Below are 12,257 nucleotides of genomic sequence, written 5' to 3' on the forward strand. Positions count from 1 at the left end.
CTTGACGCCGTTCTAACCTCATTATTGCTGTTTCAAAATTTAGCTTCCAAATAGAAACTCAGGTTTGCTTTTGGAAAAATATCGGCTGGCAATACCAATTTAGTTTCGCCAACGGGGTCTAGCGTAATGTTCTTTTGCCAAAGCGTATCGGGCACAAAAACCTTTTTATCAGCATAATAACTTACATGACCAGCGGTCAGAGTTAACTCCACTCTCCCATCGGGAACTGCCAATTCATTTTCATCAGTTGCTTTAAAATAAACCGTGATTAAACTGTCTTTTGTCTGCTCGTTCCTATCCGTTCTAAGGGCAAAGTCAAGTGCTTTTAGCTCGTAGTCTTCGTAACGGAAGTTGTTGGCAATGCGAAATGCTTTCTTCTTATTCTTGGCTTTCTCTTCTAAGCTGATACTGTAATTTCTATCGAGTTTTAAATTTAAACTATCTGCAAGTACAAAACTGTATTCGTAACCGCCATTTTTGTAGGGATTTATAGTAGCCAAGGTTTTATCTCCGCCATTTTGTAAAATAACATTTGCTGGCTTGTTTTTAATATCGCCACCTTTATAATTAATGAGGTAAGCCTTAAACTTTACAGTGTCTAATGGTTTGTAAATTGGCTTGCTAAAAACCATGTAGCCTGCATAAATCGGTTTTTTCGTTCTTCTCTTTTTGAAAGTTTTTTTGAATGGCTGCCAGAAATATTTAACAGGAAAAGCATACGCAACTTTTTTGAAAAATGGCCAATCTTCTCGTTCTTCTTTGTCGTAATACCTGTTGTTATCATCCAATTCATACTCGAAAAAATTACTCACGCCATCATGCGTTACTTTAATCAGCCCTTCTTCTTTTGGTTTGCCTTCTTCTTTGCTGTAAGTACTGCGGTACAACTTCGCTTTGCTATCATATTGCGGTTTTCGTCTTCCATCAATTTCTACTACGGCATTTTCTACTAGGTTTCCCTTCGCGTCTAATATGTAAAACTGAAAATCTTTTTGGTTATTGATGAACTGCAGTGAAACGTTATTTTGAGTTTTTAAACTGGTATGCAAATAACCTCCACTTGCGCTTACCATCAGATAATTACCAAATGGCAAATCCTTTTTTCGGTACTCTTTATAGTAATCGGCGCTGGTTAAGGTGTGAAAGAAGTTATCATTTACCTTCTTGTCTTTTAACACACTAACAACTTCTTTATCGGTAATTTTATAAACAGCAGTAACTTCACCGACCTGTTTACTTTTAGAAAGTTTATTCTGGGCGATTGCGTTAAACGAGAAAAGAATAGATAGAAAAAGTAAGCGTAATTTCATAAGCAATTGTTTTATTATTGGATGTTACATCATGTGATTTTCCATAACATCAGTTGATAAATAAAGCTATTTTTTTCTATTTCTAGCTTAAAGTAACACTTTTTGGAATTTGATTTTCTTTAATCATTTGTTTTTAGCATGCGATGAATTAAATTAGCCAAATGGAGAACGAAATAAAAATACCAGTACTTAACCAAGAACAAATTAGAGTGTTGGGCGCTTTGATGGAAAAAGCAAAAACTACCCCCGACTATTATCCAATGACAATGAACGGCTTGGTTGCGGCGTGTAACCAAAAAACTTCGAGGAAACCTGTAGTTAATTACGATGAAGAAACCATTGGTGCTGCACTTAACTCCTTAAAAATAGGTGGATTGATTTCTACCGCAACAGGTGGTTCTAGCAGAGCGACAAAGTACAAGCATAATTTCGCCATTGCTTATCCAATCTTGCCTTCGGAAGTTGCTGTGATGTGTTTATTGTTTCTACGTGGACCACAAACTCCAGGCGAAATCAATACAAATTCTGGCAGGCTGCATGAGTTTGAAACTTTAGAAGAAGTGAACCAAACCTTAGAAAAGCTAGCTACAGAAGGTTACATTAAACAACTGCCAAAACGCCCCGGACAAAAAGAACAACGCTATATGCATCTTTTTAATGGCGATGTAGAATTTGTTGAAGAAGATTTTGCGAATGAAGAAACTTCGACTAGGTCTAATTCCGCTTTGGAAGAAAGAGTAGCCAAGTTAGAAATTGAATTGGCAGAAGTGACTGAAAAACTGGATAAGTTGATGAAGGAGCTTTATTAGTGATTAGATTTTAGTATTTTAGATAAAGTAAATTACCTACAATGAAAACTAATTACATTTTAAAAATCGAAAATCCCTGCACAGAAAGTTGGGCAGCGATGTCGCAAAATGATACAGGAAGACATTGTAAAAGTTGCAATAAAAACATTATAGATTTTTCTCAGCTAAATGATAGCGAGATTATTAAATATCTATCAAAAAATAACTCAGCTAAGACCTGTGGAAGGCTGGAACCACATCAGTTAGAAAGAATTATAAAGGCTGATTTAAATAAAAGTAAAAGAAATAGATTTAACCAAATCATTACTACTTTATTTCTGATTGGCGCTGCAAAAAGCACTCTTGCTCAAACTCAGCCTTCGCAACACCAGACCGAAACGTCAAAACATAATAGTGAAAATATAAAAAGTATCAATGCCTCACAAAAAAATAAGCAAGATAGCCTAACTCAAATCATTGAAGGCAAGGTAATAGCCGAAGAAGATAAGCAACCGCTTCCAGGAGTTCCTGTAAAAATCAAAGGCACAAATTCTGGAGTACTTACAAATAGTGAAGGAAAATTCAAATTATTCATACCTGAAAATTTATATGGTAAAAAAATCGAATTAGAATTTACATACCTGGGCTTCAAAACACTTTTAGCGCAGATAACACCTTCTGATTTAACAGGTCAGAAAGAATTTAAAATGTGTACAGATGCAACCTTAATGGGTGAAGTTGTAATTGTTTCCAGTAAAAAGAAGTGGTGGAAGTTTTGGAAATGGTAGAAGTCTCCCCTTAGGGGAGATTTCAGTGTTATTATAAAGTTAAGCGTTGGCGAGGACGCCAACACTTGATTTTTGCAAACGTTGGCGTCCCGCCAACGGATTAAACCTTCCTAACTTAAACATTGAGGGGCGCTTTAAAAGGCTTTTAAACAAACCTCTTAATCACTCTCAACTTGTGCGAATACCTATCCAGTTCCATGTTATAAATTCCTTGGTTATCTATTGGGTCTATCCTCACTTTGCCAGCCGAATGTATAATTTTATCGTTGCCTAACATCATCCCTACGTGAATAATTTTTCCTTCTTCGTTATCAAAGAAAGCTAAATCTCCCATTCTCGCAGAAGCTAGAAAATCTACCAACTCGCCCTCTTCCACTTGCTGCGAAGCATCTCTGCGCAGTTGTTTCCCTAACAATTTGTAAACGGTTTGCACAAAGCCAGAACAGTCGATACCGAAGAATGTGCGACCGCCCCATAAGTATGGAGAGTTTAGAAAGAACTTTGCAGTTGCTTCTACTTTATTAGTAAATTCTGCTGGATTTGGAACAAAAGGCTCAGTTTTCACTTCGAAACGGTTATCGCCCAAATAACAGTAACCATCTTCGTAAAATGGCAGCGTACTTCCTTGGCTTAGGTAATACACTTCGCCGCTATCAGTTACTAAACGATTATCAAAGTTAATGGCAGTTACATATTTATAGCTCTGCTCGTCATTATATTGCAAAGCAGTAATTTGCTGCAATTGCTTATGGTCCATCCAACCTTCGTAATTATCATGATGCGTTTTTACCAAACACCACTTTTCGGTCTTTTCTAACACAACTACTCTATCGCCAAAAAGCAATTGAGAAACAATTTCGCTTCTATCAGAAGGTTCACTTCTTAAAGGTGCTACGGCAATGCGACAAACGTGATACTTATCCATATATTAAATTGTAATGCGTTAAAAATAATGAAATAAGTGATAACTATCAGCCTATTTTATGCCCAATTGTGGGAAACTTTATAGCTGACTTTTTGTTACTTAGTTGAAACAAAAGAACAATGCCATGAATTATAAAAGAATTTTAATTGCAGTAGACAACAGTGTTTCTGCAGAAAAAGCAGCTAAAGTTGGCTATGAAATGGCTTCATTATATGGTGCCGAGGTAGCCTTATTGAACATCGTAGAACCTGCACCACCAATAGCAAATCCAGATTTTGGATTTACCCCTGCAATAGTAGACCTATACGATAACAGCGTTGAAAATAGCCATGTACTATTGAAAGAAATTGAGGGCAGATTTGGTAACGATAGAAAAACCACCTATTTATCTGTTTTAGACACTGCTACAAATGGTATTTTACAACAGTCGGAAGAGTGGCAAGCAGATTTGATCGTTATCGGCACCCACGGCAGAACCGGATTAAACCACTTTTTAATGGGCAGCGTAGCCGAACACGTAGCTAGGAAATCCGCCTGCCCAGTGTTAATTGTACCAAACAAGGCAGAGGTTTAACCTCAGCCCTCTAAAGGGGAGCTGCTAACCCAACAAAAAATAGTTATAACATTGTATAGTATAGCCGCAGATGCACAGATTACGTTTTTATTTTTCAATAATCATCTGTGTATCTGTGACTAATTTTTTACGCTTCTTCATATCTCAACACATAGCTTTTGTACAAGCTGCTCAGCGCAAAAGTTCGCTCTAATATAATGAGGATAATGGTAGGCAAGAATATTAGCTCTACCCAATCTAGTTTATAGAAAACAAAGCCGAATAACAAGATTAACCTAAAACATTCTAAGTAATAAATCCATTTACGTTGCTCTAACAATGCACCGCAATTAATCAAGGTGATAAGCACAAAGCATGCAATCAAAATACCATCCTCTAAATCTAAATAAGACCAAAAAGCAGTCACAAATGTTAATATTAAAACACTCAACACCAGCTGGATATTGATATAACCCTTCAGTTTAAATTTAGCTGTTGGTTTCACTTTATGTTGCAGATACCTACGTTCTAATACAGGCCGAATATCTTGGTCTAATAATGCCGGACTACCGAAAATCACTTTTAATTTATTGGCAAAACCATTTGTTCTTTTGCAAGCTTCTATGATCTCTAAGTAATAATGAAAATGTTGCCACAAAAAACTGTTACTTTTTATGGGATGTGTTAAACCATAAGTTGGCGCCTCCTCCTCCTTTTGATACGTACCGAACATTTTATCCCAAAAAGTAAATACGTCCCCATAGTTCTTATCCAAATATTTGTCGTCACTGGCGTGATGTATACCGTGTAGAGATGGTGTTATCAGAATGTTTTCTAACCAACCGAGTTTGCCAATCATCTGCGTATGCGTGAAAAACGAATAAGCCCCGTGTACGGTTAAAATTACCGCCACCATTAACGGATGAAAACCTAAAAACGGCAGCGCACACCAAAAAACACCTCTAATTAGTGCCTGAAATGTTGTAATACGTGCGGAAACGGTCAGATTAAATTCTTCACTTTGGTGATGAACGATATGCGCTGCCCAAAAGAAATTCACTTCATGACCTAATCGGTGATACCAATACCAGACAAAATCGGTGGCTAAAAGCAGTACAATCCACACCCACCAAGCATTGGAGATGTTGAACAAAGCATAATTTTGATAGACGTAGTTGAACAATTCGTAAAAGCTGGCAGCGATGAAAAGGTTCAATAATCTTTCTGCAATGCCAATACTGAAATTAGAAACCGAACTTTCGTATTTAAACAAGTGTGCCTTCTTTTTGCTCACGGCAAGTCTATATTCTAAATAGACGAATAGAAAGAAGGCGGGTATAGCAAATGCTAGGTAGTTTACATTTTCCATATTCAAAGTTTAAAAAAACAGATTGAAAATCAAAAATAGGAAAACAAATTAAAAACTACTATTTCTATAGACTTTTATATTTTAGCCGCAAATACACAGATTTCATTGAAAAGCGTAGTGTAAATAACTTGTGTATCTGTGGCTTATTTTTTTTATATAGAGTCCTTTGTTAAATTATTATTGACAGTACGCCAAATATCCAATGGATTTTCGTTTTTCAATTCCTGCGGCAAAAACTCGTCATCCCAGTTTTGAAAACTCACTGGTCTAGCAAAACGTTTGATACCATCTGCCCCTACCGCCGTAAATCTGCTATCGGTAGAAGATGGAAACGGACCTCCGTGATGCATCGCCAACACAACTTCAACACCAGTAGGAACGCCATTCAGCACAAAACGCCCGCACTTTTCTCTGAGTATATCGAGCAATTGCTGATGTTGGTTGATATCTGCAGGCGAAGCCATTAAAGTAGTAGTTAGCTGACCTTCTAAGTGCTCAGCAACTGCTAATAGCTCCTGCTCGTTATCGCAGATTACCAATAACGAATACGGTCCAAATACCTCTTCATGCAATTGATGGTTTGCTAAAAACGACTTCGCAGTAACTTTAGTAATGGTAATAATTCCATTTTCATTGTCAGCTTGATTTCCACTTTCGTAAATCATTTCTACCCCCTCTTGAGCAACTGCCTTATTTCTATTTTCGGTAAAGTTTTTGGCAATGCCTTTGTGAAGCATTTTTGCAGGCGCTACTTCTTTTATTTTCTCTGTCAGCTGCTCGATGTACAAATCCAAAGCTTCACTTTTAATAGCAATCATTAAACCTGGGTTGGTACAAAACTGTCCCATATCCTGTGTAATTGACTTACTTAATTGTTCCGCAATCCATTGATGGTCTTTTTCCAATTTGTCCGGCAACAGAAACACGGGATTAATGCTGCCCATTTCTGCAAACACTGGAATTGGCATTTTACGTTGCGAAGCCAAATCAAACAACGCTCTTCCACCGCCGTAAGAACCTGTAAAACCCACCGCTTTTACCACATCGTGTTTTACCAAGTACTCTCCAACTTTGAAATCAGCGCCGTACACGTGAGCAAAAACCCCTGCTGGCATTTTACATTTATCAGTGGCTGCCAAAATAGCGTTTGCTACCAAGGTTGAAGTTTTTACATGTGCAGGATGCGCTTTTACAATCACCGGACAGCCAGCCGCAAAGGCACAGGCGGTATCACCACCAGCAGTTGAATAAGCAAAAGGAAAATTACTTGCACCAAAAACTACAACTGGTCCTAAAGGCACCAACATCTTTCTCAAATCAGGTTTTGGTGGAGTAGTGTTTCCATTGCCTACATCAATACGAACCTCCAACCAATCGCCTCGCTCTGTAGCATCTGCATAGCTATTTAACTGAAACATAGTTCGCTTCTGCTCTGCGTATAATCTCTTTTCCGATAAATGAGTTTCCTCTGCCGCCGTTTTAATCAGTTCTTCTCCTAAAGCTTCTATTTCTAAAGCAATAGCACGCATAAAATTAGCTCTTTCTTTAAGCGATGAATTTTTATATTGATAAAACGCTGCTTGAGATTTGCTTAAGATATTATCGATTTCGGTGGTGCTGTGGTCTGTATACATAGTTATTGATTAACAGCTAAAGGTAGGGATTGTTATTATGGTTAACTGTTTGAATTGTTTAATCGGTTAATTGTTTGCATTGCTAACTGCATACTGTAAACTGGTTATTGGTCATTACTTTTGTTTTTCGTTGTAGTTGTTTAACTGTAAACTGACAATTATCAACTAAAAACTGAAAAATTATCCATTACTTTGAAATACTAACATATTATACAAATGACACACTTAGAAAAGTTAGCTGCCATCCGTGATTTGATGAAAAAGGATGGTGTTGATACCTATATTATTCCATCAGCAGATCCGCATATCAGCGAGTATTTGCCCAATTTTTATAAAAGTATTCCTTTTATAACCGGATTTACTGGTTCGGTTAGCACGGTAGTAATTACACAAGATTTTGCTGGTTTATGGGCAGACTCTAGGTATTTCGTACAAGCCGAAGACCAATTAAAAGGCAGTGGCTTTGAGCTGGTAAAATTACAAGCGCAAGGCATGGCCGAATACATAGATTGGTTAGGCGACAAACTAGCTGAAGGTGCTAAAATTGCTTTCGATGAAAAGACTGTTTCTGTTTTACTAGGATTACAATTAGAGAAGCAACTAGCATTTAAAAATATCCAATTTGAAAACCGAGACTACGTTGGCCAAATTTGGAGTGGAAGACCTGCACTACCTGCCGAACCTGCTTTTTTATTGACTGAAGAAGTAGTTGGACAATCTGTGCCAAGTAAATTGGCAGCGATTAGAGCTTCATTAAAAAAACAACGCGTAGCTTATCATTTGGTGTCTTCCTTAGATGATATGGCTTGGATTTTTAACCTTAGAGGTCAAGATGTAGGTTATAACCCAGTGGTACTGAGTTTCGCTTTAATTACAGAAGATAAAGCAACCATCTATATCGATAAGGACAAACTAACTGCTGATGATTTGGCTACTTTGGCTAATCAAGGTGTTACTATCTCGGCTTATGATGCATTAGCAGCGGATTTACAACAATTGCCAGCAAACAGCAATATCTTAATAGACCCAAAACGTAACTGCTATTTTATGTATAAGCAGGTACCTGCTGCCGTACAAAAGGTGATAGAAACCAATCCATCTACCTACTTAAAAGCAGTTAAAAACGAAGTTGAAATTGCCAATACCCGCAAAGCGATGATTAAAGACGGAGCAGCAATGACCAAGTTCTTTAAATGGGTGAAAGAAAATATTGGTAAGGTTGAAATCACGGAGCTTTCTTCTGCAGAGGTTTTGAAAAACTTTAGAGCTGAGCAAGAAGGTTTTGTGGGTGAAAGTTTCAATACCATTGCAGGTTACAAAGCGCATGGTGCTTTGCCGCATTATGCAGCTACCCCAGAAAGCGATGTAGCTATTGAAGCCGATGGTTTGTTCTTGGTAGACTCTGGTGGTCAGTATCTTTACGGAACAACAGATATTACCCGTGTAATACCAATGGGAAATAACACTGATGAAGAAAGTACAGACTATACTTTGGTGCTAAAAGCGATGATTGAAGGCTGTAAAAATCGTTTCCCGAAAGGAACTTGCGGCTACCAAATTGATGCGATTACCCGCAGACCAATGTGGGATTATGCTTTAAATTATGGTCACGGCACCGGACATGGTGTAGGTTATTATTTAAATGTTCACGAAGGTCCGCATGTGTTTAATGCTTCGGCAACGCCAATTGCTATTGAGCTAGGCACTATCACTTCTATCGAACCTGGCATTTATCGTAACGGTAAACATGGTATCCGTATCGAAAACCTAGTGTTAACGATTAAAGATGAAACAAATGAATTTAACGAATTTTATGCTTTCGAAAGTTTGACCCTAGCTCCTATCGATACTACATTAGTTAAAAAGGAATTATTGGAAACTTCGCACATCAATTGGTTAAATCAATATCATCAAGAGGTTTATGAAAAGGTAAGTCCTTTATTAAATGATGATGAGAAAGCTTTTTTAAAGGAAATGACGAAGGAGATATAAGCCCCTCCGGGAGAGATTGCGTAGCCACAGAGGGCTAAATAATAAAAAAAGCCGAGCAATTGCTCGGCTTTTTTTATTTGTCTCTAGGCAGTTGCTCTGGCCTATGCATTTTATATTGTGTTGCTGTTATCGCATCTAAAAATGCAACTACCGCTTGTATTTCGTCTTTGGTAAGGTTCAATTTCTTCATCAAGGGGTCGGTAACCGGATGCATTGGATCAGCGGCTTTTTGCTCTGGCTTTGCCGTATTCATCTGCATACCGCTGTTGTACAAATTCAGCAAACCTGTAATGTTATCAAACAAACCGTTGTGCATCCATGGGCTTGTGTTCATTACATCTCTTAACGATGGAGTACGGAATTTCCCCACATCATTTGGATCTTTAGTCACATTGTACCTCCCTAAATCCTCGTACTTACGTTTATAGTAAGTTAAGCCAATGTTGTGGAAACTTTCGTCGGTAAAATACTGTCCATTATGGCAATTGATACACCTAGCTTTGGTGCGAAACAAGTGCAATCCCTCTACTTCTTTATCTGTTAACTGCTTGTACTCGCCTTCTAGAAACCTATCAAAACGACTTCTTCTACTTGTTAATGTACGTTGAAAACTCGCTAATGCTTTTGCTACATGATCAAAAGTAATTTTATCTGTACCGTAAGCTTTCTTAACTAGTTCCTTATAGGCTTTTATTTTATTCAACTTTGTTGGCAATTCTTTTAAGTTCATTGCCATTTCATTGTGCGCCTCTATCGGACTTTTCACCTGGTCTTCTAAAGTAGTAGCTCTACCATCCCAAAAGAAAGTTTTACGCTCGGCTACGTTTAAGAGCGATGGTGTATTTCGGTTACCAGAAGCATGATCGTGGCCAATAGAAACAGAAAGTTTATCGGCCCATGAAGTTTGCGGGTTATGGCAACTGCTACAAGAAATCTGATTCGAGCCAGAAAGTATCGGATCGAAGAAAAGATTTTTGCCCAGCACAACTTGTGCGCTCTCCATTGTAGTGAAGTATTTTTTACTATCAACTTCTGGCAGTGCTTTAAATTCTTGCCATTTTACCCCACTATCTACATTTGGCTTTGGCCATTGTGCAACTGGTCGTTCATATAAATTACGTAAGCTATCCACCAGCACACCGCTAGATGTATAAGCAATTTCTCTAAACGAAAAATGCAGCAAACTAAAAATGACTAATAATCCAGCCGCTACAAAAAACTTCATCTTGTTCATCCCCGCAAAAATAAGAATATGTTTTGTTTAAAATTTTGATTTTGAGCACTAAAAATTACAGCCCACACTTGCTCCAGCAATGCCAAAACTACCGCCTAAAAATTGGGTATCAAAAGCTTTAGTGTAATTGTAGCTCAATTTCGCATAGGGAGCAATATTTTGCTTCATCTTTTTGGTGTATTGTAAACTTACATTGGCCATTACTCGAGGCTTGGTAAAGTATTCGAATTCTTGGTAAAGGTATATATCCATGCTAGTTGGAGCCGCTTGGGAAGATGATGGCGTAACATATAAACCATCATACTTAGCAATACCGCTACCAGATCCATAGCCTAAACCAATAGCAAAGCTGTACATCGCATTTGCTTTAACGATATTTCGTTTCACATTTGCTTTAGCTTGGTAACTATTTATGGTTTGATCTCGATAAAATGGGTATAAAGTTGTGGTTTGTTGACGACGAAAATAATCTACTGCAGCATCAAAAGCCCATTTTGGATTATTGGATTGCACATCTCTGAAAAAACTATATGCTAAATTGGCATTAAATTGCTGTTGGTCTAAAGCCTCACTTGTACCGTAATAAATAATAACCGAATTACCACCGGCAGATGTTTCTCTACGATGCACATTTTCTAAGTTTATTAAGTTTCGGTAAGTTGCATTAACGGAAATAAAATGCTGATCTTTATTTCCCAACACTGAAATCACACCTTTATAAGCAAATTGATCTGCAGAATGGTCCGTAAATTTAATATCTGACGTGCCTTCTTCACCAAAAAAGCCATTTATTTTGCTGTAACCAAAATCATTAAACCATCTCACTCTATCATTGAGTTTAAGATTAAGTTGTAGTGAACCTCCTTGACTAAAATTTGTTAAGGGTCTTAGACTGCCATCTGCGGTGTATCCATAATCGCTAAACGTTTCTGATCTACCAAAAAAGGCACCAAGGTTCACCAAGGAAGTGAATACTTTCACCCTGTTTCCAAACACACGGAAGATCACGCTTTCAATCCTTCTATCGTAAGTGTAATTTGCGCCAAATTCTATCGCCTCACTCAATTTGTAAGCAGCTCCTACAGATAAATTCATATCCAACAATTTATTAATATGTCGGATATCTTTCATCTTCGCAAAATTTGCTGTTTGGTAATCAATTTTTCCTCCAAGTGTAAACCTAGAGCTCAATTGGGCACTAACTGCTCCTTTTAAATGGTAGTTTTCTAATTGTTTCGTGCCTATATCCGCCAAATCTGTCTCAGTAATATCTATGGCATTCAAATAGGGATCGATAAAAGAAGATCCTCCCATTTGCTTTCCTTTAAAATTAGTGTAATCTACTTCGCCACTAAAAACAATTTTGGGATTAATACGATAAATAGATTGCGCACGTAGACCATATTGATAGCTATTACTAGACTGATGGTAATTTCTAAAATCTCCATCAGCTTTACTAAAAAATAACTGTGCCTCGGATATTTGGGATATAGAAAAGTACTTCAAACCTGCCGCATTATCCGAAAATGACCAAACGTTACTTTTGCGCACAAAGTCTATATCCGCAAAAGTACTATCGCTTGATTGCGCCATAATATTGGCGGAGCAAAATACTCCGCCAATAAATAACAATAAAGCACTATATATTTTTCCTAAACCCATTA

10 protein-coding genes are annotated in these 12,257 nt (G+C 37.5%); 4 read left to right on the plus strand and 6 right to left on the minus strand.

From position 1 onward, the window contains the following. Positions 1-32: 32 nt before the first annotated feature. Positions 33-1,310: a hypothetical protein gene (locus tag AC23ME_RS12260; RefSeq protein WP_487728055.1), complete on the minus strand. Its 1,278-nt coding sequence runs from the start codon at positions 1,308-1,310 to the stop codon at positions 33-35. Positions 1,311-1,471: 161 nt separating this feature from the next. On the opposite strand from AC23ME_RS12260, the gene AC23ME_RS12265 reads away from it, so the two are divergent. Beyond that, on the plus strand, positions 1,472-2,119 hold the full coding sequence (locus tag AC23ME_RS12265; RefSeq protein WP_487728056.1) for a YceH family protein: 648 nt from the start codon (positions 1,472-1,474) through the stop codon (positions 2,117-2,119). Positions 2,120-2,160: 41 nt separating this feature from the next. Beyond that, on the plus strand, positions 2,161-2,886 hold the full coding sequence (locus AC23ME_RS12270) for a carboxypeptidase-like regulatory domain-containing protein (RefSeq protein WP_487728057.1): 726 nt from the start codon (positions 2,161-2,163) through the stop codon (positions 2,884-2,886). 145 nt (positions 2,887-3,031) lie between these two features. Here the strand turns inward: AC23ME_RS12270 and AC23ME_RS12275 are convergent, their stop codons facing one another. Then, positions 3,032-3,811: a C40 family peptidase gene (locus tag AC23ME_RS12275; RefSeq protein ID WP_487728058.1), complete on the minus strand. Its 780-nt coding sequence runs from the start codon at positions 3,809-3,811 to the stop codon at positions 3,032-3,034. Between the two features lie 124 nt (positions 3,812-3,935). Between AC23ME_RS12275 and AC23ME_RS12280 the strand changes: the two genes are divergently transcribed. Then, complete coding sequence (locus AC23ME_RS12280) at positions 3,936-4,385, plus strand: universal stress protein (RefSeq protein WP_487728059.1); 450 nt, start codon at positions 3,936-3,938, stop codon at positions 4,383-4,385. Positions 4,386-4,512: 127 nt separating this feature from the next. Here AC23ME_RS12280 and AC23ME_RS12285 read toward each other — a convergent pair whose 3' ends face one another. Beyond that, positions 4,513-5,733 carry a sterol desaturase family protein gene (locus AC23ME_RS12285; protein ID WP_487728060.1) on the minus strand — a complete coding sequence of 407 codons (1,221 nt, stop codon included), beginning with the start codon at positions 5,731-5,733 and terminating at the stop codon, positions 4,513-4,515. Positions 5,734-5,885: 152 nt separating this feature from the next. After that, a complete protein-coding gene (locus AC23ME_RS12290; protein ID WP_487728061.1) occupies positions 5,886-7,367 on the minus strand; it encodes an aldehyde dehydrogenase (NADP(+)) in 1,482 nt (493 codons plus the stop codon). Positions 7,368-7,583: 216 nt separating this feature from the next. On the opposite strand from AC23ME_RS12290, the gene AC23ME_RS12295 reads away from it, so the two are divergent. Next, positions 7,584-9,359 (plus strand): aminopeptidase P family protein, encoded by a 1,776-nt coding sequence (locus AC23ME_RS12295; protein WP_487728062.1) that lies wholly within the window; start codon positions 7,584-7,586, stop codon positions 9,357-9,359. A gap of 73 nt (positions 9,360-9,432) precedes the next feature. Here the strand turns inward: AC23ME_RS12295 and AC23ME_RS12300 are convergent, their stop codons facing one another. Beyond that, positions 9,433-10,593, minus strand: coding sequence for a cytochrome-c peroxidase (locus AC23ME_RS12300; RefSeq protein WP_487728063.1), 1,161 nt, complete (start codon positions 10,591-10,593; stop codon positions 9,433-9,435). Positions 10,594-10,641: 48 nt separating this feature from the next. Further along, positions 10,642-12,255: a DUF6850 family outer membrane beta-barrel protein gene (locus tag AC23ME_RS12305; RefSeq protein WP_487728064.1), complete on the minus strand. Its 1,614-nt coding sequence runs from the start codon at positions 12,253-12,255 to the stop codon at positions 10,642-10,644. Positions 12,256-12,257 lie beyond the last annotated feature (2 nt).

The sequence above is a fragment of the Pedobacter sp. T50_32 genome, assembly GCF_057652195.1.

Bases quoted from the DNA above. Each gene is read 5' to 3' on its own strand.
- AC23ME_RS12260 (WP_487728055.1), bottom strand. From the start codon at position 1,310: ATGAAATTACGCTTACTTTTTCTATCTATTCTTTTCTCGTTTAACGCA.
- AC23ME_RS12300 (WP_487728063.1), bottom strand. From the start codon at position 10,593: ATGAACAAGATGAAGTTTTTTGTAGCGGCTGGATTATTAGTCATTTTT.
- AC23ME_RS12270 (WP_487728057.1), top strand. From the start codon at position 2,161: ATGAAAACTAATTACATTTTAAAAATCGAAAATCCCTGCACAGAAAGT.
- AC23ME_RS12280 (WP_487728059.1), top strand. From the start codon at position 3,936: ATGAATTATAAAAGAATTTTAATTGCAGTAGACAACAGTGTTTCTGCA.
- AC23ME_RS12295 (WP_487728062.1), top strand. From the start codon at position 7,584: ATGACACACTTAGAAAAGTTAGCTGCCATCCGTGATTTGATGAAAAAG.
- AC23ME_RS12275 (WP_487728058.1), bottom strand. From the start codon at position 3,811: ATGGATAAGTATCACGTTTGTCGCATTGCCGTAGCACCTTTAAGAAGT.
- AC23ME_RS12305 (WP_487728064.1), bottom strand. From the start codon at position 12,255: ATGGGTTTAGGAAAAATATATAGTGCTTTATTGTTATTTATTGGCGGA.
- AC23ME_RS12265 (WP_487728056.1), top strand. From the start codon at position 1,472: ATGGAGAACGAAATAAAAATACCAGTACTTAACCAAGAACAAATTAGA.
- AC23ME_RS12285 (WP_487728060.1), bottom strand. From the start codon at position 5,733: ATGGAAAATGTAAACTACCTAGCATTTGCTATACCCGCCTTCTTTCTA.
- AC23ME_RS12290 (WP_487728061.1), bottom strand. From the start codon at position 7,367: ATGTATACAGACCACAGCACCACCGAAATCGATAATATCTTAAGCAAA.